The 25,394-nt window shown below is 70.2% G+C and carries 19 protein-coding genes and 1 pseudogene; 7 read left to right on the top strand and 13 right to left on the bottom strand.

Going from position 1 to position 25,394, the window contains the following annotated elements; genetic code table 11:
* Together ABZ297_RS31690 and ABZ297_RS31685 are read left to right on the top strand one after the other, a co-directional pair.
* Positions 1–1,785 (top strand): ABC transporter substrate-binding protein, encoded by a 1,785-nt coding sequence (locus ABZ297_RS31690; RefSeq protein ID WP_355353695.1) that lies wholly within the window; start codon positions 1–3, stop codon positions 1,783–1,785.
* A gap of 140 nt (positions 1,786–1,925) precedes the next feature.
* A complete protein-coding gene (locus tag ABZ297_RS31685; RefSeq protein ID WP_355353691.1) occupies positions 1,926–2,483 on the top strand; it encodes a class IV adenylate cyclase in 558 nt (185 codons plus the stop codon).
* Between the two features lie 34 nt (positions 2,484–2,517).
* Here ABZ297_RS31685 and ABZ297_RS31680 read toward each other — a convergent pair whose 3' ends face one another.
* The 3 genes from ABZ297_RS31680 to ABZ297_RS31670 are packed head-to-tail and all read right to left on the bottom strand — an operon-like array spanning position 2,518 to position 5,541.
* Positions 2,518–3,735, bottom strand: coding sequence for an alpha/beta hydrolase (locus tag ABZ297_RS31680; protein WP_355353688.1), 1,218 nt, complete (start codon positions 3,733–3,735; stop codon positions 2,518–2,520).
* Positions 3,736–3,781: 46 nt separating this feature from the next.
* Positions 3,782–4,597 (bottom strand): hypothetical protein, encoded by an 816-nt coding sequence (locus tag ABZ297_RS31675; RefSeq protein WP_355353685.1) that lies wholly within the window; start codon positions 4,595–4,597, stop codon positions 3,782–3,784.
* Positions 4,594–5,541: an ATP-binding cassette domain-containing protein gene (locus ABZ297_RS31670; RefSeq protein ID WP_355353682.1), complete on the bottom strand. Its 948-nt coding sequence runs from the start codon at positions 5,539–5,541 to the stop codon at positions 4,594–4,596. Before ABZ297_RS31670 ends, ABZ297_RS31675 begins: the two co-directional genes overlap by 4 nt.
* 133 nt (positions 5,542–5,674) lie before the next feature.
* Between ABZ297_RS31670 and ABZ297_RS31665 the strand changes: the two genes are divergently transcribed.
* Together ABZ297_RS31665 and ABZ297_RS31660 are read left to right on the top strand one after the other, a co-directional pair.
* On the top strand, positions 5,675–6,916 hold the full coding sequence (locus tag ABZ297_RS31665) for a histidine kinase (RefSeq protein ID WP_355353679.1): 1,242 nt from the start codon (positions 5,675–5,677) through the stop codon (positions 6,914–6,916).
* Positions 6,913–7,569, top strand: a complete 657-nt coding sequence (locus ABZ297_RS31660) for a response regulator transcription factor (RefSeq protein ID WP_355353676.1) — start codon at positions 6,913–6,915, stop codon at positions 7,567–7,569. The genes ABZ297_RS31665 and ABZ297_RS31660 overlap by 4 nt, the downstream gene beginning before the upstream one ends.
* A 73-nt stretch (positions 7,570–7,642) precedes the next feature.
* On the opposite strand, the gene ABZ297_RS31655 is transcribed toward ABZ297_RS31660, so the two are convergent.
* From ABZ297_RS31655 to ABZ297_RS31625, 7 genes are all read right to left on the bottom strand, one after another.
* Positions 7,643–9,097, bottom strand: a complete 1,455-nt coding sequence (locus ABZ297_RS31655; RefSeq protein WP_355353673.1) for an MFS transporter — start codon at positions 9,095–9,097, stop codon at positions 7,643–7,645.
* 10 nt (positions 9,098–9,107) lie between these two features.
* Positions 9,108–10,934: a glycoside hydrolase family 15 protein gene (locus ABZ297_RS31650; RefSeq protein WP_355353670.1), complete on the bottom strand. Its 1,827-nt coding sequence runs from the start codon at positions 10,932–10,934 to the stop codon at positions 9,108–9,110.
* 310 nt (positions 10,935–11,244) lie between these two features.
* Positions 11,245–11,592, bottom strand: a complete 348-nt coding sequence (locus ABZ297_RS31645) for a DoxX family protein (protein ID WP_355353667.1) — start codon at positions 11,590–11,592, stop codon at positions 11,245–11,247.
* Positions 11,593–11,761: 169 nt separating this feature from the next.
* The gene (locus ABZ297_RS31640) at positions 11,762–12,139 is read right to left on the bottom strand and encodes an ATP-binding protein (RefSeq protein WP_355353731.1); all 378 of its coding nucleotides are present in this window, start codon (positions 12,137–12,139) and stop codon (positions 11,762–11,764) included.
* Positions 12,140–12,413: 274 nt separating this feature from the next.
* Positions 12,414–13,226, bottom strand: a complete 813-nt coding sequence (locus tag ABZ297_RS31635; protein WP_355353664.1) for a carbohydrate ABC transporter permease — start codon at positions 13,224–13,226, stop codon at positions 12,414–12,416.
* Positions 13,223–14,107 carry a sugar ABC transporter permease gene (locus tag ABZ297_RS31630; protein ID WP_355353661.1) on the bottom strand — a complete coding sequence of 295 codons (885 nt, stop codon included), beginning with the start codon at positions 14,105–14,107 and terminating at the stop codon, positions 13,223–13,225. The genes ABZ297_RS31635 and ABZ297_RS31630 overlap by 4 nt, the downstream gene beginning before the upstream one ends.
* Positions 14,104–15,402: an extracellular solute-binding protein gene (locus tag ABZ297_RS31625; protein WP_355353658.1), complete on the bottom strand. Its 1,299-nt coding sequence runs from the start codon at positions 15,400–15,402 to the stop codon at positions 14,104–14,106. The genes ABZ297_RS31630 and ABZ297_RS31625 overlap by 4 nt, the downstream gene beginning before the upstream one ends.
* A gap of 271 nt (positions 15,403–15,673) precedes the next feature.
* Between ABZ297_RS31625 and ABZ297_RS31620 the strand changes: the two genes are divergently transcribed.
* On the top strand, positions 15,674–16,483 hold the full coding sequence (locus tag ABZ297_RS31620) for a DeoR/GlpR family DNA-binding transcription regulator (RefSeq protein ID WP_355353655.1): 810 nt from the start codon (positions 15,674–15,676) through the stop codon (positions 16,481–16,483).
* On the opposite strand, the gene ABZ297_RS31615 is transcribed toward ABZ297_RS31620, so the two are convergent.
* The gene (locus tag ABZ297_RS31615) at positions 16,480–19,185 is read right to left on the bottom strand and encodes a family 78 glycoside hydrolase catalytic domain (RefSeq protein WP_355353652.1); all 2,706 of its coding nucleotides are present in this window, start codon (positions 19,183–19,185) and stop codon (positions 16,480–16,482) included. The two genes, ABZ297_RS31620 and ABZ297_RS31615, sit on opposite strands and share 4 nt — an antisense overlap.
* Before the next feature lie 139 nt (positions 19,186–19,324).
* On the opposite strand from ABZ297_RS31615, the gene ABZ297_RS31610 reads away from it, so the two are divergent.
* Positions 19,325–20,206: an AraC family transcriptional regulator gene (locus ABZ297_RS31610; RefSeq protein ID WP_355353649.1), complete on the top strand. Its 882-nt coding sequence runs from the start codon at positions 19,325–19,327 to the stop codon at positions 20,204–20,206.
* Between the two features lie 291 nt (positions 20,207–20,497).
* A complete protein-coding gene (locus ABZ297_RS31605; RefSeq protein ID WP_355353646.1) occupies positions 20,498–21,904 on the top strand; it encodes a serine hydrolase in 1,407 nt (468 codons plus the stop codon).
* A gap of 59 nt (positions 21,905–21,963) precedes the next feature.
* Here the strand turns inward: ABZ297_RS31605 and ABZ297_RS31600 are convergent, their stop codons facing one another.
* Both ABZ297_RS31600 and ABZ297_RS31595 read right to left on the bottom strand, forming a co-directional pair.
* Complete coding sequence (locus tag ABZ297_RS31600) at positions 21,964–22,980, bottom strand: TerC/Alx family metal homeostasis membrane protein (RefSeq protein ID WP_355353643.1); 1,017 nt, start codon at positions 22,978–22,980, stop codon at positions 21,964–21,966.
* Positions 22,981–23,139: 159 nt separating this feature from the next.
* Positions 23,140–25,394, bottom strand: a pseudogene (locus tag ABZ297_RS31595) (hypothetical protein); the annotation flags it as partial.

Raw genomic sequence — 25,394 nt, 5'->3', positions numbered from 1 at the left:
ATGCTCGACAGGAAGGTCCGGAGGAGATATCGAAGAAGCAGGCCGGCGGCGGTCGGTCTGGCGGTGCTCGTCCTGGTGGTGGCGGGCTGCACGGGAAACGGCGACGACAGCCGCAAGAGCGACTTCAAGGAGGCTGACGGGAAGGCGGCGGCCCAGCGCTGGGTGGCCTCCGAGTTCACGCCGAGCACCCTGTCGAAGGAGCAGCAACTCGCGGAGCTCGACTGGTTCATCAAGGCGGCCGCGCCGTACCGGGGCATGGACATCAACGTCGTCTCCGAGACGATCACCACGCACCAGTACGAGTCGCAGAAGCTCGCCAAGGCGTTCACCGAGATCACCGGGATCAAGGTCAAGCACGACCTGATCCAGGAAGGTGATGTCATCGAGAAGCTGCAGACCCAGATCCAGGGCAACCAGAACATCTACGACGCCTACGTCAACGACTCCGACCTCATCGGCACCCACTCCCGCGGCGACTACGTCTTCCCGCTCTCCGACTACATGGCCGGAGAGGGCAAGGCGGTCACGTCCCCCACCCTCGACCTCAACGACTTCATCGGCATCAGCTTCACGACCGGCCCGGACAAGAAGCTGTACCAGCTCCCCGACCAGCAGTTCGCCAACCTCTACTGGTTCCGCTACGACTGGTTCACCGATCCGGACATCAAGAAGCAGTTCAAGAGCGCGTACGGCTACGACCTGGGCGTCCCGGTCAACTGGGCGGCGTACGAGGACATCGCCGACTTCTTCACCAACAAGGTGAACGGCGACGGGACCATCGACGGCAAGAAGGTCTACGGCCACATGGACTATGGCCGCAAGGACCCGTCCCTGGGCTGGCGCTTTACCGACGCGTGGCTGTCCATGGCAGGCAACGGCGACCCCGGCATCCCCAACGGCCTGCCGGTGGACGACTGGGGCATCAGGGTGGAGAACTGCCGCCCCGTCGGGTCGTCGGTGACCCGCGGCGGCGACACCAACGGCCCGGCCGCGGTGTACGCCCTGAACAAGTACGTCGAGTGGCTGAAGAAGTACGCGCCCAAGGAAGCGGCCGGGATGAACTTCAGCGAGTCCGGCCCGGTGCCCGCGCAGGGGCACATCGCGCAGCAGGTCTTCTGGTACACCGGGTTCACGGCCGACATGACCAAGGAAGGGCTGCCGGTCGTCAACGCCGACGGCACGCCGAAGTGGCGCATGGCGCCGAGCCCCCACGGCGTCTACTGGAAGAACGGCAACAAACTCGGCTACCAGGACGCGGGTTCCTGGACCCTGCTGAAGAACACCCCCAAGGACAGCAGGGCCGCCGCCTGGTTGTACGCACAGTTCGTCACGTCCAAGACGGTCTCGCTGAAGAAGTCGATCACCGGGTTGACCTTCATCCGTGACTCGGACATCAGGAGCGACTACTTCGCCAAGAACGCCCGCAAGTACGGCGGGCTGATCGAGTTCTACCGGTCGCCGGCCCGCAAGCAGTGGACCCCGACCGGGACGAACGTCCCCGACTACCCCAAGCTCGCCCAGCTGTGGTGGCAGAACGTCGCCACCGCCGTCACGGGAGAGACGACGGCCCAGCAGTCGATGGACAACCTCGCCAAGCAGCAGGACGACATCCTCGCCCGGCTGGAACGGCGCGGCTACGGCGGCAACTGCGCGCCGAAGCTGAACCCCGAACGTGACGCTCAGTACTGGCTGGACCAGCCGGGGGCCCCGGTGCCGAAGCTCGCGGACGAGCGAGGCAAGCCAGAAACCCTCGACTACGACAAGCTCCTCGCCCAGTGGGGCTGACCGCCTGAGCACCTGCGGCCCAGCCCGGTCCGCCAAGGCCGACCGGGCTGGGCCGTCTCGTGTGTTCGGCGGGCCGCCGGACGTGCGCGGGCCTAGCCTGTGCACGTCCAGCCCCGGCAGAGAGCCTGTGAGAGGTCGTCATGAAGCACATCGAGGTGGAGCAGAAGTACGAACTCGCCGACCGGAGCCGGCTGAAGTCCGCGCTGGAGGCGCTCGGCGCGGAACCCCGTCCGGCCGTCCGCCAGGTCGACACCTACTACAACGGCGCGGAGCGGGACTTCCTCGCCTCCGAGGTCGTCTCGGAGTGGCTTCGCCTCCGCCAGTCGGGCCGGGGAGACTCGATCAACTTCAAGCGGTGGCACCCGCTCGACGCCGTCCGCAAGTCCCACGCCGACGAGTACGAGAGCGGTGTCGCGGACCTCGAGGCGATGCGCCTGATGCTGGACGCGCTCGGTCACACCGTCATGGTCGTCGTGGACAAGACGCGGGAGGAGTGGACCGTCCCCGGCAGGGTCGAGGTCGCCTTCGACACCGTCGAAGGAGCCGGGGAGTTCGTCGAGTTCGAGTTCAAGGGCGACGCCGTCGACGCCGACGACGCCAACGCCCAGCTCGACGCCTTCGTCACCGCGCTCGGCGTCGAACTCGGGGAACGCGTCCACCGCGGCTACCCGCACATGCTGCTCGGCCGCGACCACTGACCTTCGTCCGCGACGCCCGCCGGCGGCAGGGTGATCAGGGGTTCTGGAAGGCGACCTCCGGGTTCGCTGGTGACGCCGCGTCGAGCAGCGGCTGCTTCTCGCCCTTCAGGTGCAGGTCGAAGAGGGCGCCGACGTAGGCGCGGGTGAGCTCCAGCGCGCGCTGCGGGGAGAGCTCGCCGGGGCCGGGCATGCCCAGCTGCTTCTTCAGGATGGGCAGGTCGGTGAAGCTGTCATGGACGGACCCGGCCAGGGTCAGCCAGCGCTTCCAGCCGTCCAGGTGCGCCCAGTCGCGATCCCAGGTGTGATCCTTGCCGGGGCTGTGGTCGGACTGGCTGCCCATCAGCAGGAAGGCGCGCTTGCCGAGGCCGATGGCGGGGACCGGCGCGTTGAAGGTGCCGTCCAGGTTCGCCCCGGCTCGTACCCGCTTGTCGGCGGCCATGGTCGCGGCGCTGGCGTCGCCGCCGACGGAGTGCCCGGCCATGCCGATCCGCTTGGGGGCGATCATGCGGGCGTGCCGCCACGCCGGATGGCGACCGGTCAACTGGTCGAGCACGAAGGAGACGTCCTTGGTCCGGCTCTTGGTGATGGCCTCCAGCCCGCCTTCGGGTGGCTTGGGCCGGTCGCAGATGGGAGCGCAGGTGAGCATGCGCCCGTCGGGGAAGGACGTGCCGGAGGACTCGTAGGTGTGGTCGACCAGCGCGACGACGTAGTCGCGACTGGCCAGGTCCTCGGCGAGGCCGGTCAGGCTGGCACGCGGCAGCCCGAGGCCGGGCGAGAGCACCACCAGCGGGAAGCGGCCGCCTATCGGGCGGGCCCTGGTGTGCGCGTAGGTGCGGGTGCCGCTGACCGTCTCGGCCGGGACGTCGGCGCCCTGAGCCTTCCTCTGCACCAGCGACCGGGCTTCCTCGACGGTCATGTAGGGGGCGGGGCCGCCGGTCCCGGATCTGGCGGGGTAGTACATCGACACCATCAGCTGCCGGGCGCCCGCCTCTGGCACCCAGGGGTCCTTGCGGTGCTCGTCGACGAGGCGCAGGATGTCGCGACCGACCGCATGCGGCCCTGTCGGGCGGGGCAGCTGCAACTGGACGCCGGACACGGCCGCGGCGGCAGTGGGGGAGGCCGCCTGCGTGGCGCCTGCCGTCACGGTTACGGTGAGGCCTGCCAGCAGCGGAGCGATCAGCAGCCGTGCCAGGCGGGCCCGGCCGCGCCTGCCGGTCGGCGTCTGGCGGGCAGGCTGGGTTTCTCGTCTCATCAGATTCCTCTCTCTGGGGACGTCGGCAGAGTGCCGCGTCCCGCGTTCACACATCGCGGCGGCGTAGAACGATCAGGGTGAGCAGGGCCCCGGCGAGCGGCCAGAGCGCGAACACGATCCACGAGCCGGTGACCGTGGGCAGGGCGGGATCGACGCGAGGGTGCGTCAGCGACAGGCAGTTACGCCATACGTAGAACGGGAACAGGGCGTACAGCTCGTTCGCCCACTGGTGGACGGTCGGCTTGAAGGCGGTCGGCAGGACGACCAGCACGGCGATGACCGTGACGATGGTGGCCGCGGTGTGCCGCAGCAGCGCGCCGATGCCCATGCCGGCGAGCGCGGACACGGGTGCGAGCAGCGCGTTCGCGGTGAGTGCGCGCAGGACGCCCGGGTCGCCGATCGAGACGCCGGCGTCGCGGCCTGACAGGATGGCCTGGCTCACGCCGAACGTGGCCACCGCGATGACCGTGCCGGTGGCGAGCATGACGCCCGCCACGACGCACACCTTGGCGGCCACGACGCGGTGCCGGGCCGGGACGGCGGCGAACGTCGTGCGGATCAGGCCGCTCGCGTACTCACCGGCGATCGTCAGAGCGCCCACGCTGCCCGCGCCCATGACGAGGAAGGCGGCCGTGAGGCCGCTGAGAGCGTCGGTCATCGGGTTGTGCATGGCCTTCTCCCTCGGGGGGAAGGCCGGCCAGCTGTTGTAGGTGTCGATGCTCTTCTGCGCGGCGAGCCCGATCATGACCAGCGTGCCGACCCCGAGCAGCCAGGCGGTCGAGCGCAACGACCACAACTTGATCCACTCGGCGGCGAGGAGGTCGCGGAGCCGGGCGTGCGGCGTGGCGGTGAGGGCGATCATCGGCGAGCCTCCGCGCGGTAGTCGGCCTGGTGGTCGGCCCGGTAGTCGGCCCGGTAGTCGGCACTGTCGGCGGTGAGTTCCATGAACGCCTCCTCCAGCGACGCGGTGCGCGGAGCGAGCTCGTGCAGCACGATCCGCCGCTCGTGGGCGAGCGCGCCGATGCGGGCCGCGCTCAGCCCGGTCACCGTGAGCCCGTCGTCGCCCTCTGGACATACGGACGCGCCCGCCAGGGTCAGCACGGACGCCAACTCGGCGGTGTCGGGAGTGCGGACCGTGACGCGGGTTCGGGCGCCGCGGGCCGCGAACTCGGCGACGCTCTCGTCCGCGATCAGCTCGCCGCGGCCGATGACGACGAGGCGATCGGCGGTGTTCTCCATCTCGCTCATCAGATGGCTGGAGACCAGCACCGTCCTGCCCTCGGCGGCCAGCCGCTGGAACAGGCCGCGCACCCAGCGCACGCCTTCGGGGTCCAGGCCGTTGACCGGCTCGTCGAACAGCAGCACGGGCGGGTCGCCCAGCAGGGCGGTCGCGATGCCGAGCCGCTGGCGCATGCCGAGCGAGAACCCGCCGACGCGGCGCCGCGCCACGCCGGCCAGCCCTACCTCCCGCAGGACCTCGTCCACCCGCCGGCGGGGCAGGCCGTTGCTCCGGGCCAACGCGGACAGATGCGCCGCGGCGCTGCGGCCGCCGTGCACGTCGTCGGCGTCGAGCAGCGCGCCGACGTGGCGCAGCCCGGCACTGCGGCGCCTGTACGGCTGCCCGTCGACGGTGGCGGAGCCGCTGGTGGGCTCGTGCAGGCCGAGGATCATGCGCAGCGTGGTGCTCTTCCCTGCGCCGTTCGGGCCGAGGAACCCGGTGACGTGCCCGGGGCGCACCGTGAACGTCAGGTCGTGCACGGCCAGGACGTCGCCGTAGCGCTTGGTCAGTCCGTTGACTTCGATCACCCGGCCAACGTTGTCGCAGGCCAGGCCCGTACAGCATCTGGCTGTCGGCCGGACTCCGAGGCCCGGGGGTGGCCTGCGGGCGTACGCCTGTGGGCCGATGCCCGGCGGGGAACCGGCTGGCTACCATCGACCCGTGCACCAGAACACGCCCCGGCCTCCCCTGCTGCAACGGCTGCCGCCGGGCGCGTGGACCGTGCTCACGTGGTGCGCCGTGGCCGGGTTCGCGCTGGTGCTGTTCGCGACGATGGCGCACGGCCCGGCGCCGGTCCGGCCGTATGCCCGCCCTCCCCTGGAGGGCGCGGCGCGCGCGGTCGTGGCCGTCGCCATGGCGGTGCCTCTCGGGTGGGCGCGACTGCGGCCGTCGCCGGTTCTGGCGGTGCTGCTGGCCGAAGTGGCCGCGGTCATCGTGCTGCGAGGGCGCACCGAGCAGATCTGGCCGCTCTACCTGACGGCGGACGTCCTGGTCTGCTTCATCACGGCCACGCGGTCCCGCCGCGCCGGCATCGTCGCGGCGGCCGTCACGCTGGCCGTCCAGGAGGCGGCCGGGCAGGTGGGCCTCTACCTCGGCGGGGGCAACCCGCTGGCTCCGGGGTTCATCGCCGTGGCGCTCCTCCTCGGCCTGACCGTGCTGGTCGCCTGGATGGCCGGGACGTCGATCCGCCAGCGGCGCGAGTACGACGAGGCCCTGCGCGCGCAGGCGGCCGTCCAGGCGGTCACGGCCGAGCGGCTGCGCATCGCCCGCGAACTGCACGACATGGTCGCCCACAGCATCGGCATCATCGCGATCCAGGCCGGCGCGGGCCGCCGGGTGATCGACGCCCAGCCGGCGCAGGCGCGCGACGCGCTCAGCGCCATCGAGTCCGCCAGCCGGGAGACGCTCAAGGGGCTGCGGCAGGTGCTCGGCGTGCTCCGCCAGACCGAATCCGAGCCGGTGGAGCCGGGGCTGGCCGGCCTCGACCGGCTGGCCGCGACGACGACGGCCGCCGGTGTCCGCGTGGACGTGCGCCGACAGGGGGAGCGGCGCTCGCTGCCCCGCGCCATCGACCAGTCCGCCTTCCGCATCATCCAGGAGTCGGTGACCAACGTGGTGCGCCACGCAGGCACCCGCAACTGCCAGGTGTCGCTCGACTACCGAGGCGACGAACTGCGCATCGAGGTCGTCGACGACGGGCGCGGTGGTGCCGTAGAAGGGGCCGGGGTCGCGCGCGGCGGTGCCACGGAGCGGGCCGGCGGCGGCGTGGATGCGGGCGGGTACGGCATTTCTGGCATGCGGGAACGGGTCGCCCTGCTGGACGGCGACTTCAGCGCCGGGCCGCGCCCCGAAGGCGGCTTCCGCGTCGCCGCGCGGCTGCCGGTGCCGACGGAGGCACGATGACCGTCCGCGTCGTCCTCGCCGACGACCAGCCGCTGGTACGCGCCGGGCTGCGCATGGTCATCGCCGGCAGCCCGGACGTCGACGTCGTCGGGGAGGCCGGAACCGGCACCCAGGCGATCCAGCTGGCCAGAGAGCTCCGCCCCGACGTGGTGCTGATGGACATCCGCATGCCCGGCATGGACGGCATCGAGGCCACCCAGGTGATCACAGCCGGCTCCCCGGCGGCCCGCGTCGTCATCCTCACCACCTTCGACGACGACGACAACGTCTACGCCGCACTGCGCGCCGGCGCGAGCGGGTTCCTCGTCAAGGACATGGCCCTCGACGACATCCTCGCGGCCGTCCACGTGGTCGCCGCCGGTGACGCCCTGATCGCGCCGAGCGTCACCCGGCGCCTCATCGAGGAGTTCGCCGGCCGTCCCGAACCCGTCCCGCAGCGGCGCGAGCTCGCCGGCGTCACCGGACGGGAACGCGAGGTGCTGACCCTCGTCGGGCGCGGCCTGTCCAACGGTGAGATCGCGGCGCAGCTGCACATCAGCGCGGGCACCGCCAAGGCGCACGTGGGGAGCCTGCTCACCAAGCTCGGCGCCCGCGACCGGGTCCAGCTCGTCATCATCGCCTACGAGGCGGGCCTGGTGTCCCCGTCCCGCTGACGGGCCCCTCCAGGGGCAGGTGTGGGTTACTGCTGGGGGGCGGCGCTTCGAATGAAGCCGCCGAAACGGGCGATCAGCCTGGTCGTGGCGGGGGCGGGCCGGGAGAGTCCGGATGGCCCACGTCGGGGGCGGGCCCGGAGGGCTGCTCGGGGTTGGCGGGGAGGCGCAGGGCGGCGGCGAGACCGATCAGGGCGAAGACGGCCAGGGTGATCATCGCGAGGGCGTAGGACCGGTTTCCCGTGGCCAGATTGGAGACGAGAATCGTCCCGGCGATCGCCGTGCCGAACGACGAGCCGAGATTGGAGATGCTGCGCGACAGCCCGGATATCTCGCCCTGCAGCTTCTCGGGGAAGCTCGACTGCACGACGTTGATCGAGGGGGTCAGCATGACTCCCAGGCCCAGGCCGATCAGCAGCAGCCCGGGGGTGAAGGCGACGACCCTCGACGACGCCTTGACCAGGGCGAGCAGCACTCCGATCCCGGCCAGGGTCACGACGAAACCCCCCAGGATCAGGGTTCTCTGTGCGCGCCTCTTGGCGAGTCGTCCCGCGGCCAGCGACGAGACCAGGACGCCGACGGTCGCCGCGGTGAAGATGAGCCCCGTCTCGATCGCGTTGTATCCGCGAGCGGTCTGGAGGAAGACGGCGACGACGAACGACGTCCCCATCAGAAGCATCCACTGGACGTTCTGAGTGACCAGGCCCAGGTTGGACGTGCGGTTCCTGAACAGCCCGGTCGACAGCAGCGGCTCCTTCCCCGCACGCTCCTGAGCGCGGATGTACAGGAGGAACCAGACCAGGAAGACGGCCCCGATCGCGAGGAACACCGCCATCAGCGCGACGTCGCGACCGGCCTGCAGGATCCCGAACACCACGCAGAACATGCCGACGGCCGACAGGATCGCCCCGACCGTGTCGAAGGGGCGCGTCGGATCCGGTGGCACGGGATCGACGATCCGGCGGCTGAGAAAGATGATCGTCGCGACGATCGCGGCCTGGAAGACGAACGCGGCCCGCCAGCTGATCGCCGTCGTGATGAGCCCCCCGAGCAGCGGGCCCGCCGCGGCGCCGATGCCTCCCATCCCGCTGATCATGCCGAAGGCGCGGGCGCGTGACGGGAGGTCGCTGAACGCCATCGTCGTGAGGATGTAGACCGGCGGGATCAGCAGCGCTGTGCCCACCCCTTCCAGCACCGAGTTGCCGAGGATCAGCACTCCGAGACCGGGTGAAACCGTGCTGAGCAGGGCGCCGATTCCGTACAGCGTGAGGCCCAGCAGGAAGCACCGCTTGCGCCCCCATCGGTCGGTCAGCTTGCTGCCGGGGATCATGAGGATCGCCATGATCAGCAAGAACAGCGTGATCGTGATCTGCACGCCCTTCACGGTCGTGTCCAGGTCCCTGCTGATGTCGTTGATCATCACGTTCATGTTCGAGCCCGCGAAGCTGCAGATGAACTGGGCAAGGGCGAGCGGCGCCAGGAGTCTCCGTGACGCGGCGGCCGAGCCTGTGGTTGCCGGAGTACTGGTCATCTGCCGCGGCCTACCTTCCGGCGCGGTCGAGCTCCTGGTCGAGGGCGAGGGCCGCGCCGATGAGCGCCAAGTGGGTGAAGGCCTGCGGGAAGTTGCCGAGCTGCTCACCCGATGGGCCGATCTCCTCGGCGAACAGGCCGACGTGGTTGGCGTAGGTGAGCATCTTGTCGAAGGCGTACCGGGCCTGGTGCAGCCGTCCGGCGCGGGCCAGGGCCTCGACGTAGAGGAAGCTGCACAGGTTGAAGGTGCCCTCGGAGCCGCGGAGCCCGTCCGGAGAGGCCGTGGGGTTGTAGCGGTAGACGAGGCTGTCGCTGACCAGCTCTCGGTCCATGGCGTCGAGGGTGCTCAGCCAGGCGGGGTCCCGTGGTGCGACGAACCCGACGCGGGGCATGAGCAGGAGCGAGGCGTCCAGGACGTCGGTGTCGTAGTGCTGGACGAACGCCTCCTGCTTCGGGTTCCAGCCGCGTTCGACGATCTGGTTGAAGACGGCGTCGCGGGCTCCCATCCAGCGGGCGTAGTCGGCGGGGCGCGAGTACGCGGTGGCCATGCGGATGCCGCGGTCGAAGGCGACCCAGGTCATCAGGCGGCTGTAGGTGAAGTCCTGGCGTCCGCCGCGGGTCTCCCAGACGCCCTCGTCGGGACGGTCCCAGCTGCCCGCCAGCCAGTCGAGGACGCCGGCGAAGGTCTGCCAGCCGCGGACGCCCCCGATGTCCTGGGCCTGGGCCAGGGCGTCGGCGGCCTCGCCGTAGATGTCGAGCTGGATCTGGTCAGCGGCGGCGTTGCCGACCCGGACCGGCGCGGACTTCTGGTATCCCTCCAGGTGGTCGAGGACCTCCTCGGTCAGGTGGGGGTCTCCGTCGACCCGGTACATGATCTGCAGCGGCTCGCCCGACTCGGTGCCGCCGGCGTGGAGGCGATCGCGCAGCCAGAGGCGGAATGCCTGGGCCTCCTCGACGAAGCCGAGGTCGATCAGGACCCTCACGGACAGGGAGGCGTCGCGGATCCACGTGTATCGGTAGTCCCAGTTGCGCTCGCCGCCGATCTGCTCCGGCAGGCCCATGGTGGCGGCGGCGATCGGCGCCCCGGTGGGCGCGTACGTGAGCAGTTTGAGGGTGATCGCGGAGCGGTGCACCACCTCGTACCAACGGCCGCGGTAGCTGGAGGTTCGCACCCAGTTGTGCCAGAAGGAGCGGCAGGCTTCGATGCTGTCGCGCACCTGGTCGCCGGTCAGCGGGCGGGTGGTGTGGTGGTCGCTTCTGTCGCTGGTCAGCGTGACGGCGGCCACCTCGCCGGCCTGGAGGGTGAAGCGGGCGGTGACGTCGCCACCGTCCGGATGCAGCGTGAGCGGGGCGCTGGCCTGCACGTGGAGGTCCGTGCCGGGGCCGCGGAAGAGGGCCGACCCGTCGTCCAGGAGGGTGAGGGTGTGCGGCGCTCGTCCGTAGTCGAAACGGGGACGGCAGACGAGGGAGAAGGGCAGGCTGCCGCGGACCACCCGGGCGATCCGTACCAGGCGATGCCGGTTGGTGGGCGTGGCGGAGAGGGACGGCTCCATGAAGTCGGCGACCTCGCCCACACCGCCCGGAGCCATGAACCGGGTGACCAGGACGGCGGTGTCAGCCAGGTAGAGCTGCCGGATGGTCGCTCCGGCGGTGCCGTCCAGGTCGGCGGCCAGCCGGCAGAATCCGCCGCGCTCGCTGTCGAGGATGGAGGCGAAGAGGCTCGGAGAGTCGAACCGGGGCGTGCACCACCAGTCGATCGTGCCCGCGTCGGAGACGAGCGCGGCAGTCTGAAGGTCTCCGACCATGCCGTGGTCCGCGATCTGCGGGTAGTCGTACATGGCTTCCTCCGTCGTCTGTCGGACGCGCCGAACGTCAGTCGCCGGGGGGACGTACCTACCACGCTAACCCTCGGCGTGCCGCTAAATCACCTATGTGGCATTTCGCGCGCTCCGCTGGACCTGGCCGGAAAATGAGCACCACCGGCCCCGGGCCACGCCACTGACCGGGGTTCGCGGCACGTTATTGGGGCGCGCTTTTGGGGCTGTATGCGAACTATGACCCAAAATATGACGCACGCTCACCAGGGGATGCGGGACCCGTCCCGGGGGCCCCGCGTGACACTGCTGCTGACTTCGCTGCGCGCTGCTGTCAGGCGATGTATCCCAGCACCAAGGCGGCGATCACCGGGCCCATGTACAGCAGGGGGTAGACGACGGTCGAGTACGAGCGCGCCCGGAGCACGGTGACGACGGCTCCGGCGAAGTACAGCACCAGGCCGATCCCGGCCAGGACGCCGATGACCGGCACGAACAGGCCGACCAGCAGGCCCGCGGACCCTGCGGCCTTGGCTGCGCCGAGCCAGGTCCACCACGAGCGGGGGACGCCGTAGTCCATCAGCGGCTTCACGACCCACTCGGCGCGGCGAAGGAGGGAGAAGGCGGAGAAACCCACCCAGAGGGCGGCCAGGACGGTGACGACGGTGGCGGCGGTGGACATGGGGACACTCCCTAGCTGGTGCTTTCTTGTGACACCAATCCTGCGAGCCCCGGTTGATAGCTCCGCGATGCGTTCACGATGCACGGCTTCCCGACCGGCCTGTGCCCCACTTGCCCTCCTGCCCCACCAGGGCCGGGCAGCGCCGCGCAGGAGAATCCCGAACAGGTGACTAGGCGAGGACTTCGACGGCGGGCGGCACGAGCGCTCCGGGCGGGATGAGTCCACGCACGGTGGTCCCCGCGCCGGGCACGCCGTTGACCGTGAGGGCCCCGCCGACTCCGGCGAAGTGCGCCTTCATGGCGCTCAGCCCCCGACCGGTCGTCCCAGGAGGGAAGCCGCGCCCGTCATCGCTGACCGTCAGCCGCAGGCCGTTCTTTCCCACCGTGACGGCGATCGCGACCGTACGGGCACGGCTGTGCCGCTCGATGTTGGCCAGCGCCTCGCACACCGTCGCGTCCAGGTTGCGGGCGACGAGATCGGGAACATCGCCCTCGGGTAAGGCCCACACCTCCACGACGATCCCCACACGCGCTGACCACTCCGCCAATCGGCGCTCTAGCTTCTGCCGAAGAGTCTCGGCCTCCAGCAGACGAAGATCGTCGTACAACTGCTGTCCTCCCCGGTTCTCCGCCAGCGTCTCGCCGCTCGCGGACGAGAGGTGAGCATGTCAGGACGAACCGTCAATTTGCTTACAAGTCACTGTCGCATCCCTCCGTTTCGATGCGCGTGAACCAGCAAAAGTTGCACCTTGCAATCCCGTCCAGACCGGCCGATCCGCCGGCGCAGCGTCTTCTGAGGGCCGCGCTGCGCGCGCGAGCGGGTCAGCCCTTGAGGCCGCTGGAGAAGCCCTTGATCACGTAGCGCTGGAGCAGCAGGAAGGCCAGGACGATCGGCAGCGACCCGAGCACCAGCCCGGCGAAGACGAGGCCGTGGTTGGAGACGTACTGGCCGACGAAGGCGAACACGCTGACCGGGATCGTCTCGTACCCGGACCCGCCCAGATAGAGCAGGGGCGTGAAGAAGTCGTTCCAGATGAACACGGCGTTGAGGATCAGGACCGTCCCGGTGATCGGCCGCAGCAGCGGGAAGACGACCTTGGCGAAGGCGACGAGGTGGGAGGCGCCGTCGATCTGCGCGGCGCTGGCGTACTCGCGGGGCAGCGCGCGGATGAAGCCGGTGTAGAGGAAGACGGTGAACGGCAGCTGGATCCCCGTGTAGAAGATGATCATTCCCGCGTGGGAGCCGATCAGGCCGAGGTCCGTCACCAGCTGGTAGAGCGGGATCATGCCGAGCTGGAAGGGCAGCACGATGCCCAGCAGGAACAGCACGTAGAGCCCGTAGCCGAGCCGGCTCTGAGCCCTGGCCAGGTAGTAGGCCGCGAAGGAGCCGAGGGCGATCAGCGCGACGAGGCTGACCACGGTGATCACGGTGCTGTTCACCAGCGACGGCCCGAGCGACGCGGCAGTCCACGCCGTGGCGTAGTTGTCGAGCGAGGGCGGCGCCGGCAGCGCGAGCGGGGTCTGCGAGATCTGCGCCGGGTCCTTCAGCGAGAGCGTGATCAGCGCGTACACCGGGAAGAGGAACGCCACGGCGACCGCGATCATGACGATTTCCAGCAGGAACGTCCGTTTCACTGGGAGACCTCCCGCCTGCGGAGATAGTAGACCTGCACGAGCGACACCGCCGCCACGAACAGGGCGAGCACCAGCGCGATCGCCGTGCTGTAGCCGAACTTGCCGAACACGAACGCCTGCTTGTACAGCACGGTCGAGAGGGTCTCGGTGGCGTAGCCGGGGCCGCCGTTGGTCGCCGCGAAGACCTGGTCGAACAGTTTGAGCCCGCCGATCGTGGAGAGCATCAGGTTGATCGTCAGGGCCGGGGCGAGCAGCGGCCAGGTGACGTACCTGAAGCGCTGCAACGTTCCCGCGCCGTCGATCATCGCGGCTTCGTGCAGCTCGCGCGGCACGCCCTCCAGGCCCGCCAGGAAGATGACCATGGAGTAGCCGGCGTACTGCCAGACCACCATGCCCGCGATCGACCACAGGGCGACCGAGGGGTTGCCGAGCCAGTCGACGTCCAGCCCGAGCAGCCCGTTGAGCCCCGCGGACGGGTCGGGGGTGTAGACGTACTTCCACAGGAAGGCGACCATGACGGGGCTGACGACGACGGGCGCGAAGAAGACGGCCCGCAGTACCGCCCTGCTCTTCAGCTTGGCGTGCACGCCGAGCGCGAGCAGCAGCCCCACGCCGTTCTGCACGACGACGACGGCCACGGTCAGCAGCAGCGTGTTGCCGATCGAGCCCATCGCCTGCTCGTCGTCGAACAGCGCGGCCAGGTTCGACAGGCCGACGAAGGACCTGTCCTCGCCGATGCCGCTCCAGTCGGTGAACGCGTACAGCATGCCGGCGACGCTCGGGTAGAGCACGACCGCGGCGTAGACCAGCAGGGCGGGAAGCGCGAAGAGCCATGAGGGCGACAGCGAGCTGAACCGCCTCCAGGGGGTGGATGCGGTCACTTGGCGTAGGCCTCGTCCATCTTCTTCAGTGCCTCGTCCACCTTGATCTTGCCGGCGAGCAGTTCCTGGACGACGGCGAAGTGGACCGGCTGCACCTCGGCGTTCGGCCAGCGCTGGTCCATGAACGGCACCGCCCGGTCCTTGGTGAACGGCAGGAACGACTGCACCGCGGGGTCGATGGTGGAGGCGCTGTCCTGGGTGAGCGGGATGGCCGAGATCGCCTTGGCCCAGCGGTTGATGTTCTCCTGCTTGCCCAGGAAGTCGATGAACGCCTTGGCCTCGCCCACGTTCCTGCCCTTGGCGGCGGCCCCGAGGCCGACCACCACCCCGGCGGGGATCCAGACCTGGTCGGCGCTGTCGGCGCCGGGCACGGGGAACATCGACAGGTCGTCGGGGCCGGACGCCGCCTTGCGGAAGTCCGGCAGGACCGCCGACACCTGGATCGCCATGGCCGCCTTCCCGGTGGCCACCATGGAGGTCTGCTGCTCGAACGTGGTGCCGTTCGGGTTGTCGTTGAAGAAGCCGCGCTTCTGCAGTTCCAGGTACATCTCCATGGCCTGCCGCCAGCCCGACTGGGCGAAGCTCGCCTGCCCGGCGAGCTGCTTGTCGTCGAAGGACGGGTCCTTGGCGTAGACGGTGGAGGGCACGAGCGCGTACGTGATGAGCTGGGTGACCCACGGGGTCTGCGCGCCCAGCGCGATCGGCGTGACACCGGCCTTCTTCAGCTTGTCGCAGAGCGCCAGGAACTCGGTCCAGGTGGTCGGCGGCGCGTCGACACCCGCCTTCTCGAACGCCTTCTTGTTGTAGATGGCGCCGATGACCGACGAGCCCGCCGAGTAGATGTAGGTCTTGCCCTCGGACTGGAAGGCCGGCTTGAAACCGGTCGGGATCGTCTTCGTCCATGCCTGGTCGGAGAGGTCGGCGAGGAGCCCGGCCTTGGCGATCTGGCTCATCGACATGGCGCTGCCGTTGCCGGGGTAGACGACGTGCAGGTCGGGCGCGTTGCCCGCACCGAGCTGCGTGCGCACGGAGGTCTGCACCTGGTCGGTCGGCGCGAAGCTGGTGTTGACCGTGACGCCCGGCTTGACCTGCTTGTAGGCGGCCACGATCTCGTCCATCGGCGCCTTCTGGTCGGCCACGCCCACGAACCTCAGCTCGGTCGTGGACGCCTGCCCCTGCGCGGTGGTGGACGACGGCTTGGTGGAACACGCGGTGGCCGCGGCGGCCGCGGCGAGCCCGCCCATCATGCGGAAGAACTGGACACGGCTCATCTTGGCGTCGCGCAGGTCAGACATGGGCTGTCTCCTCGGTGAGGCTCCAACGGGCGGCGGGGTATGCGAACGTTTTAATCAGGGACGGGCCAAAGCCGGTCGGACAGTCGTCAGGGAGGGCGGCGCGGCGAGAGCGGGGGGATGTCAGCACAGGGGTGCCTCTTGGGGGTACGTTAAATCTAACGTTGAAACGTGTGAAGTTGTGAATGTTGCGTGGAGACTATGAGTCGCTCCCTGGGGTGTCAAGGGTGTGAGAGATTATGAGCGTTCACAGATGGTGCGCCGTCATCGATGCATGGGAGTGCCGCAGGTGAAGTCGCGTCCGCGCGCGGCCGGTGGAGCCACCAGGCGCCAGGCGATGGCCGAGCACGTCCTGCGGCAGGGCTCCGTCTCGATGGCCGAACTCGCCGAGACGTTCGGCGTGAGCGTGATGACCGTCCACCGCGACCTGGACCAGCTGGAGAGCCAGGGCATGGTGCGCAAGTACCGCGGCGGGGCCAGCGCTCAGGCGTCCAGCATCTTCGAGAGCAACATCGCCTACCGCAAGACCGCCCAGACCGCGGAGAAGGAGGCGATCGCCCGGCACGTGGTGAGCCTGATCGAGCCGGGCAGCTCGGTCATCCTCGACGACTCCACGACCGCGCTCGCCGTCGCGCGCCACCTCGGAGAGGTGGCGCCGCTGACCGTGGTGACCAACTTCCTGGAGGCGATCAAGCTGCTCGCCCCGATGGCGGGCATCCGGCTGATGGCGCTCGGCGGCGAGTACTACCCCACGCACGACTCGTTCCTCGGGGTCGCCTGCGTCGACGCGGTCGAGGCGATGAACACCGACACGGTGGTGGTCTCCACCTCGGCGATCTCCGATCGGCACGCCTTCCACCAGGAGCAGGAGATCGTGCTGGTGAAGCGGGCCATGCTGGCCGCGGGCACGCGCTGCATCCTCGCGGTCGACCACACCAAGCTCGACCGGGTCGCGCTGCACAGAGTCGCGCCGCTCGACGCCTTCGACGTCATCGTGGTCGACTCGCACGCCTCGTCCGAGGCGATCCAGCGGCTGCGCGACCGGCACCACCACGTCGACGTCGCCGAGGTGGGCGAAGCCTAGGCCGGCCGCACGTGCGGCGCGGTGAAGCGGTAGTCGCCCGAGGCCAGCTCCACGGCCAGGACGCCCTGCCCGTCGCCGATGACCCGCACGCCGTCGGCCGCCGTCACCAGAGCGTCGCCCTCGCGCACGGCGGCGCCGTCGGCGGCCGGGATGTGCAGGACGGCCGTCGCGCCCGGAGGCACGGACACGTCCACCTCGACGCCGTCCTCCCCGAGCCGCCACCCGCAGGCGACCCGGCCGTAGGGCGTCTCCTGGTACGCCCGCGCCCAGCTCAGCCGCCCGCCGACGGCCGGGCGCAGCAGCAGGCGGCGGTAGGCGACCGAGCCAGGCTCCTGGTCGATGCCGGCGACCCGCCCGTAGAGCCAGTCGCCGACCGAGCCGAGCGCGTAGTGGTTGAAGGAGTTCATGGCGGCGGACTGGAAACCGCGCTCTTCGGTCCAGCCGTCCCAGCGCTCCCAGATGGTGGTGGCGCCGTGCCGGATCGAGTAGCACCACGACGGGAACTCGTCCTGGTGCAGCAGCGCGTAGGCGAGGTCCGCGCGGCCGTGCTCGGTGAGCACCGGGCACAGCAGCGAGACGCCGACGAAGCCGGTCGTCAGGTGCCGCCCGCGGGCCTCCACATCCGCCGCCAGGTGCTCGACGGCGGCAGGGACGAGCTGCTCGGGCAGCAGGTCGAAGGCCAGGGCCAGCAGGTACGCGGTCTGCGTGCCACCGGCGACGCGGCCGTCCGGTTCGACGAACGCCGCGACGAACGCCTCCCGGATCGAGCGGTGCAGCTCGGCGTACGCGGCCGCGTCGGCCTTGCGGCCGAGCACGCCCGCGGCCAGCGCGGTCAGCTGGGCGCTGCGGGCGAAGTAGGCGGTGGCGAGCAGGTCCCGGGGCGTCTCCACGCCCACCTGCAGCCAGTCGCCGTAGTGCTTGCCGACCCTCGCCCGCCAGATCAGGTCCGGATTGTGCCGCCTGATGTGCTCCACCCAGGCGGCCATCGCGTCGTAGGAGCGTTCGAGCACGCGGACGTCCCCGTACAGCCGGTACAGCTGCCAGGGGATGATGACCCCTGCGTCGCCCCAGGCCGGCGCGCCCTGGTTCGTCACGCACAGCTGAGGAGCCACGTCCGGGAAGGCCCCTTCGGCGTCCTGGCCGCTCACGACGTCGCGCATCCAGCGGGCGAAGAACGCCGACACGTCGGCGTTGCGCGCGGCGGTCGGCAGGAAGACCTGGGCGTCGGCGAGCCAGCCGAGCCGCTCGTCCCGTTGCGGGCAGTCGGTGGGCACCGAGACGAAGTTGCCTCTTTGGCCCCACTGGATGTTCGACTGCAGGCGGGTGACCATCTCGTCGGAGCAGTGGAACTCGCCCGCGTCCGGGGTGGCGCTCTGCAGCACCCGGCCGGTCACGTCTGCGGGCAGGAGCGGCCCTGGATGGCCCGACACCTCCACGTACCGGAACCCGTGGACGGAGAAGCGCGGCTCGAACACCTCGACCGGCTCGCCGGCCGCCACGTACTGGTCGGTGGCCTCGGCGGTGCGCAGGTTGGCCAGGTAAAGCTCCCCGCCGTCCAGCATCTCCGCGTGCCGCAGCCGGATGCGGGCGCCCCGTTCGGCCCCGCGGACGGTCAGCCTGACCCGGCCCACCATGTTCTGGCCGAGGTCCACGATGTGACGGCCGTCGCCGCGCGACTCGACCGACACGGCGGGCAGCTCCGTCACCACGCGCACGGGCTGGTCCGTGGTGGCCGTGAGCGATGTGACGTCGCCGTCGAGGACGGCGGCAGGCGCCCAGCCCTGGTCGTCGAAGCCGGGCGCGTTCCAGCCGGGAACCTCCTCGCGGGCGTCGACCAGCTCGCCCATGAGCAGGTCGCTGTAGACGATCGGTCCCTGTCCCGCCTGCCACGTCCCGTCGGTGGCCACCAGGCGCCGGGAGCCGTCGGCGAAGTCGACGGCCAGCTGGGCGATGAGCTGCGGGGCGGGCCCGTAGTGCAGCGCCTGGTGCCGGACGTCGAAACCCACGTAACCGCTCCACCAGCCGTCGGCCAGGACGGCGCCGATGACGTTCTCGCCCGCGCGGAGCAGGCCGGTGACGTCGTGGACCTGGTACTGGACGCGCTCACGGTAGTCGGTCCAGCCGGGGGCCAGTTCGTCGTCGCCGACCCGGTGGCCGTTGACCGACAGCTCGTACAGGCCGCGCGCGCTCACGTAGACCCGGGCGCGCACGGGGCGGCCGTCGAGCCGGAAGACGCGGCGCAGGTGCGGGCAGGGACGCAGCGGGCGGGTCCGGTCGGTGCGGTCGTCGTCGCGTGGGGGATCGGTGATCGCTTCACACGCGGGATCGAGGCCGATCCAGGTGGCCAGCCAGTCGTCGGCGTGCAGCAGGCCCGTCTCGAACCAGGACGTCGCCTCGCCCGCCTGGGAGCCGTCGGCGTCCCACACCGCCACCCGCCAGTGGTAGCGGGTGCCCGACTGCAGGGGCGGGCCGTCGTAGCGCACGTGCGGGAGCTCGGGCTGCCGCACGCCACTGTCCCACAGCAGCCGGGCGGGGTCGTCCAGGTCTTCTGGACGTGCCGCCACTCGCAGCCGGTAGGCCGTCGGCGCGTCGCCCCGGCGGGACGAGGAGAGCTTCCACGACAGACGCGGTCGGCGCTCGTCGATCCCGAGTGGCTGTTCCAGGAGTTCGCAGGTGAGACCGTACGGAGTCAGGCTGGACACGATCATCCTTTCGGGCGGCCTCGCCGCCCGTGTGTCGGGGCTATGGAGGAATCATCCGAGCCCGCTCGGCCCAACAGATAGCACTAAATACGCTTAAGTCGGACAAAATTGACCACATGTGGATCGCTAAGGCTGCGGCGTGACAGGAACTCCGCTGCGGTCGTCTCGCGGGCTGCTGTACTTCGCCGACGGCTCGCCCGCCTACGCCCGGCGTTTCACGCACGAAGGTGAGGAGCCCGTGCACACGCACAGCTTCGTCGAGATCGCCGTCGTCGTCGCCGGCTCCGCCGTGCACCACTCCCTGTCAGGACGGCGGAGACTGCAGGTAGGGGACGTCGTCCTGCTGCGTCCGGGAGTGTGGCACGGGTACGAGGAGTGCGCGGGGCTCACGCTCTACAACTGCTGCGTCGGCACCGACCTGCTCCGCAACGAACTGTCCTGGACGCGCGAGGACCCGCAGCTCGGTTACCTCCTGTGGACCGGGCCCCACTCCTTGCAGCGCCGCGGCCTGCTGACCACCCACTTGGACGATGTCGAGCTGGGCAGGTGCGTCGGCTACCTGGAGGCGCTCGACCGGCTGCGCGCCCTCCACCTCGACAAGCACCGGGCCGACGTCATCGGCTGGCTCTCCCTCTTCCTCGGCCAGCTCTCCCGCACCGCCACCGCCGGGCAGGACGAGATGGCGCACGGCACGGTGACCCACCCGACGGTCCTGCGGGTGATGGGCCTGCTGGAAGGCGACCCCGCCCACGACTGGACGCTCGCCGAACTCTCCAGAACCGTCGCGCTCAGCCCTGCCTACCTGGTACGGCTGTTCAGGTCGGCGACCGGGCTGCCCCCGATGGCCTACCTCGCCCGGCTGCGCGTCGAAACCGCGTCCGACCTGCTACTGCGCACCGACGATCCCGTCACGGCGATCGCCCGCGCGGTGGGCTGGCCCGACCAGAGCTACTTCGCCCGCCGCTTCAAGAGCTACTTCGGCCTCAGCGCCACCGTCTACCGCAACCGCTTCCGCACCTAGCGCCGCGCAGCGCCGACCCTGGCACGCCACGCCGGGTCTCGTCTAGAAGCGGCCAACGCAGCGACAAATAGGACCCGCAGCATTTTCTCGATTGGAACGGTTCAAGCTTCGCTCCTGGGCGAAAAGCTGGCGAGCCTTGAATCGCCCGGACGGCAGTGACATATCCCACTATTGCCCGCGAATGTGCAGATCAAGGCCCTGGCTCCTGCCGTCGATCCCGATGACTATCGAAATCTATTGATCTTGGACTATTCGGTGTAACTATGATCAAGAAGCATGTCAAGATTTCGAATGAGCCGACAGGTTATCGCCGGGTTTGTCGCCGGGGCGGCGCTGCTGGGATTCGCCGTCGAGCCGGCGCGGGCCGAGCCGTCCGGCAGCGCCGGTGAGGTCGCCCGCTTCCTACAGCGCACCATGGACGGGCTGACCTTCGAGAACGTCCTCGACCTGGCGCCGCCAGGGTCGTCGCAGGCGCGCTCGCTCGCCGCTTCGGTCGACAAGGAAGCGAAGACGGCGAACGACTACGCGCGGCTACTCGTTGGGGCGGACCCCAAGCCGATCGTCCAGCAGCCGCAGCTTGATGTGACGGTGCTGGAACTGGACCGGTACGGGCGGCCCATCTCCTCAGGCACAGTGCTGATGAGCCCGCAGTATCCGCAGGGGGTCGTCGTACCGGTGGATCGCGACTTCCACACCACCGAGGTGCGGTGGCGGCAGTGGGACGACGCCGGCTGGTACGCCAACCAGGGCAAGGGCACCATCGACGTGGTTCCCGGCCGGGAGAACGCGCCCATCGACTTCATGTCGCCGTACCCGGCGTCCGTCCTGAAGCTGATGGTCAACTTCGGGGTGCTGCGGCTGGTGGACAAGGGCCAGATCAAGCTGGACGACACCTACGACTACCAGCCCACGGCGGTCAGCTCGCTGTGCGGCGAAGCGTCCAGCAACACCATCCGGGCCTACATGGAAGCCTCGATCACCTCGTCGTCCAACAGCGCGTCCTGCGCCCTGGTCAAGCTGCTGCACGATCGCGGCGCCATCGACGAGCTCAACCAGACGTTCCAGGACCTGGGCTTGGAGACGTTGCAGGTGAAGGGCACCAATCCCGCCAACGGCGGACGCTGGTCCAATCCGGTCACGATGAGTTCGCTGGACACGGCCAAGCTGCTCGCACTGGTCAACGGGGTGCCGGGAAAGGCGTGGTCCGCTCCTGACGGCACGCCGGTGACCAACGCGGTGCTGAGCCCCGCCTCCCGTCAGGTGTTCAAGAGCCTGCTCGGCGAGCAGGGGTTCAACGACATGCTCTCCACCACCAACTGGTGCGGCGGCGACTACCCGGCGGCAGGCATTCCGCAGCGCGTCGCGTCCCGCTGGATCGGGGACGACGGCGCGGTGACCGTCGCCGGCAACAAGTTCGGCCAGGACGTGCGCCCGTGCAACGAAAGCGCCCAGGTCACTTTCGCGCACAAGACTGGATGGGTCGGCAATTCGGGCGCGGACGCGGGCATCGTCAGGTCGCTGCCCGGCAAGGCGGGCCGCCACTACATCGTCGTCGCGTTCACCAACCTCGGCACCCAGTACGTCGATGCGAACCGGCCGGCCACGAAGCCCGGTATCTACCCGGTCGCCTACACCGAGAAGCTGGCGAAGCTGGGACACGCGATCGACCAGTACGAGGCAGGCAGAACCGCCAGGTGACCGCCGGCCAGTAGTGCTTCCTGAGCGGGGCCCAGGTGCGGGCCCCGCCTGTCAGCCGGTCAGCGTTCGCCGGGTTGCTCGGCGGGCAGAGCGCGCCGCTCGGCGCGGCGGTTGGCGTACAGGCTGGTGAGCGTGACGGTGATCAGCACGGCGATGATCACTCCGAGCGAGACGAGGGTCGGGATCTGCGGGACCCACGCCCAGACGCCGTGCGCCCAGTGCAGGATGAGCTTGACGCCGATGAACGCCAGGATGACGGCGAGCCCGTGGTTGAGATGCCCCAGCTTGGTCAGCGCGCCCTGCAGCACGAAGTACAGCGCGCGCAGGCCCAGCAGGGCGAAGGCGTTGGTCGCGAAGACGAGGAACGGATCTTCGGTCACTCCGTAGACCGCGGGAACCGAGTCCACGGCGAAGACGATGTCGGTGGCGAACACGGCCACCACGGCCAGGGCCAGCGGGGTGACGGCCAGAGCGCCCTGCTCGCGCACGATCAGGCGCGCGCCACGGTAGCCGTCGGTGACCGGGATCATCCGCCGCAGCAGCCGGACCGAGCGCATGGAGGAGATGTCGACCTCCTGCTCGTGGCCGCGCAGCGCGTCCTTCAGCACCTTGCCCGCGGTGACGATCAGGACCGCGCCGAACAGCAGGAACGCCCAGGTGCCGCTGCTCAGCGCGGCGGCGCCGAGCGCGATGAAGATCGCGCGCAGGACGAGGGCGCCGATGATGCCGTACAGCAGAACCTGCCGGGCCAGCGCGGCCGGAACCGCGAACGCCGACAGCAACAGCATGAACACGAACAGGTTGTCGACCGACAGCGACTTCTCCACCACGAAACCGGTGAAGAACTCCGCCGCCACGGTGGACCCGAACGCGCTCCACAACCAGGCGCCGAACCCCACGGGCAGCAGCAGGTAGAAGAGCGACCAGCTCACTGCCTCGCGCATGCGCACCTCGTGCGGACGCCGCGTCAGCAGCAGGTCCAGCGCCAGCAGCGCAATCAGGACGGCCACGGTGGCCGCCCATAGTGCCGGCGAGGCGATGGACGTGGTCGCGGAGAGCTGTGTCGCCGCGGGCATGGAACCTCCTCGAACGCAGTCAACTCGTTCGAGGTCTCCTTCACCCGCTGGACGCGGGCGGCCGTCCGAGGACACAGCTAAATGTCCGTATTGACCGAAGCGACGCTTTGGGAAGTACTCCCCTCTGCGGTTCAGGCTAGGTCAACACAGGGCTGCCGTTCAAGTCCACACCAGCCCGTGGACCTTACGCCGTGCTCCGAAGAGGAGTCTTACCGGGCCTGACAGGCCGGTGACGCGCTGGCCAGGGAAGACGAAGTGGGTGGGGCTGGTCGCGTCCAGGTAGGGCGCGAGGGTGCCGTACACCTCGACCTCGACGACGTTCTCGCCGGGCCGCAGCGCCGCGCCGACGTCGAACCGGTACGGCGAGCACACCCTGACGCCGCAGGGCACGCCGTTGACTCGCACCTCCGCCGTACCGCGCACCCGTCCGAGGTCCAGCAGGCCGCTTCCTGGCCGTTCGCCGAAGTACACGGTCCTGCGATAGCGGACGCCGCCGCTGTACTCGGGCAGCCCCGACCGCTCCCAATCGCCCAGCTCGATCGGGCCGGGACCGGTCTCGAACTCGATCGGCCCGGTCAGGATGGCGCCGCCGCTGTGCCCCGCCTCGGTCTCCACCCGGAGCACGGCTTCCCGCGGACCGGCCCGCCCGTCGAGGGGGACGCGCAGGCACCCTGAGCCCTCCGCCGGCGCCGCCCCGTCGACCAGCAACCTGGCCGTCCCGCGCAGCGGCACCCGAAGGGCGGTCGCACCGGGCGGAACCTCGAACCGCAGCCACTCGACCCGCCCTGCCGTTCCCTCTTCGGTCAGGACGACCGGCAGCACCACGGAGCCGGTCGGCCGGTCTCCTCGCGGGGTGCCGGGTGAGGTGGTGCCGGTCGGCCCGCCTCCAGACGGGGCGGCAGGTGGCGTGGTGTCAGTCGGTGACAGCCAGGAGGCGCCGGGCAGGGGGTGCGGGCGGCGCGGCAGGTGGAGGGCGGCGGGGTCGTGGTGCTGCGTCCTGCGCACCTCTGCCAGGACGCGCTCGCCGTCGCGAACCGCCCACCAGCCGGGGCCGGAGGTGGTGCAGCCGTCGACCAGGACCGGTTCGGCGGCGTCCGCCACCCGGACGGTCACCTCGTTCTCGCCGGGACGCAGCACCCCGGCCAGGTCGTAGCGGCGCGCCCGGGGCTTGCGCTGGTCGGTGTACGGGTCGAAGCCGCCCTGCCGTCCCATGTCCACGCCGTTGACCAGCACCTGGCACGCCGTCGTCGAGGCGACCTGGAGCACCGTGCCCTTCGGCGTGAACGTGGCGCTCAGCTCGGCCGTTCCTACGAGGGAGGTGGTCTGCTGGGTCGTTCCCGCTGGGGTGGCGGTCAGGTCGGTCGGTCCTGCTGGGGCGGCGATCCACTCCGGGCGCAGGTACCGTCCGGGGTCCGTCACGACGGCGAGATGGGCGCGCAGCCGGCCGTCCGTCTCGGGGGCCAGGCGGACCTCCAGCAGGTACCTGCCGGGACGCAGGGGGCGGCGTGCCAGCGCCAGGTAGCCCCGGTCGTCCAGCTCGACCTCGCGGCCGTCCACCCGCACCGTCTTGGCCGCCGCGGCGCCGACCGCGAGGAACCCTTGGTCGGGGACGGTCAGCTCGGCTCTGAACCACGCGGCCTGTCCCGCGGTGACCTGGCCGAAGTCGAGGAACTCCTCGGGCACGTGCCCCTTGGGGCCGAGGAACAGGCGGTGGATCGGGTCCTTGCGGATGCCGCGCGAGGTGGAGAACACCGCGGGCCGCCACTCGCCCGCGCCCGCCGGGCCGTCGCCTGGGGTGACTCGCCAGGTGCCGTGGGGGCCGAAGGTGGCATGTACAGGGTGCCACTCCGGGTGGCCGTCCACGCGGTGCTGGACCTCCCAGCGCTGAAGCACCGGCCCGGAGTGGCCGAGGTCGCCCCAGGTGTCGTCCAGGGTGGGCACCAACTCCATGTCCCAGCCCGTGCTGAGGTCGGACTCCTGGGTCGGCGGCGACGGGGGGCTTGCGGGCGGTGCCTGCTCGCCCGTGAAGACGAGGAGGGCGGCGGGGCCCGCGTCGAACGGCACGACGACCTCGGTGTACTCGCCGTCCACCGTGGACGCCAGGGCACGGACGCCGCCACCGAACGGGTCCACCAGCAGCGGGGTTCCCGCGACGCCGCGCACCCTTACCGGCATCTCGGTGGTGTACCGGGCGGGGTCGAAGTCGATGGTGGCGGAGTCCCAGCCCTGGTCGGCGCCGCGTTCGTCCGGACGTTCCACCGACACGCGGCTCGCGGTGGGGAAGGCGGCCTGGAGGTAGACGAGGGTGGCCCCGCCGACCTGCCGTACCAGCGGGGGGACGGGCGCCTCGACCCGGCGCAGCGGCGACAGCAGCGGGCCGAGGTCCGCTGGAGTCGCGGCGAAGCGGACGTGCT

Source organism: Nonomuraea sp. NPDC005983, from assembly GCF_040614375.1.
In the GTDB taxonomy this organism is placed as follows: domain Bacteria; phylum Actinomycetota; class Actinomycetes; order Streptosporangiales; family Streptosporangiaceae; genus Nonomuraea.
This window is presented reverse-complemented; position numbering and strand designations above follow the sequence as displayed.

Bases quoted from the DNA above. Each gene is read 5' to 3' on its own strand.
- ABZ297_RS31655 (WP_355353673.1), bottom strand. From the start codon at position 9,097: ATGACCAGTACTCCGGCAACCACAGGCTCGGCCGCCGCGTCACGGAGA.
- ABZ297_RS31685 (WP_355353691.1), top strand. From the start codon at position 1,926: ATGAAGCACATCGAGGTGGAGCAGAAGTACGAACTCGCCGACCGGAGC.
- ABZ297_RS31650 (WP_355353670.1), bottom strand. From the start codon at position 10,934: ATGTACGACTACCCGCAGATCGCGGACCACGGCATGGTCGGAGACCTT.
- ABZ297_RS31690 (WP_355353695.1), top strand. From the start codon at position 1: ATGCTCGACAGGAAGGTCCGGAGGAGATATCGAAGAAGCAGGCCGGCG.
- ABZ297_RS31675 (WP_355353685.1), bottom strand. From the start codon at position 4,597: ATGATCGCCCTCACCGCCACGCCGCACGCCCGGCTCCGCGACCTCCTC.
- ABZ297_RS31645 (WP_355353667.1), bottom strand. From the start codon at position 11,592: ATGTCCACCGCCGCCACCGTCGTCACCGTCCTGGCCGCCCTCTGGGTG.
- ABZ297_RS31605 (WP_355353646.1), top strand. From the start codon at position 20,498: ATGAGCCGACAGGTTATCGCCGGGTTTGTCGCCGGGGCGGCGCTGCTG.
- ABZ297_RS31620 (WP_355353655.1), top strand. From the start codon at position 15,674: ATGGGAGTGCCGCAGGTGAAGTCGCGTCCGCGCGCGGCCGGTGGAGCC.
- ABZ297_RS31660 (WP_355353676.1), top strand. From the start codon at position 6,913: ATGACCGTCCGCGTCGTCCTCGCCGACGACCAGCCGCTGGTACGCGCC.
- ABZ297_RS31600 (WP_355353643.1), bottom strand. From the start codon at position 22,980: ATGCCCGCGGCGACACAGCTCTCCGCGACCACGTCCATCGCCTCGCCG.
- ABZ297_RS31680 (WP_355353688.1), bottom strand. From the start codon at position 3,735: ATGAGACGAGAAACCCAGCCTGCCCGCCAGACGCCGACCGGCAGGCGC.
- ABZ297_RS31625 (WP_355353658.1), bottom strand. From the start codon at position 15,402: ATGTCTGACCTGCGCGACGCCAAGATGAGCCGTGTCCAGTTCTTCCGC.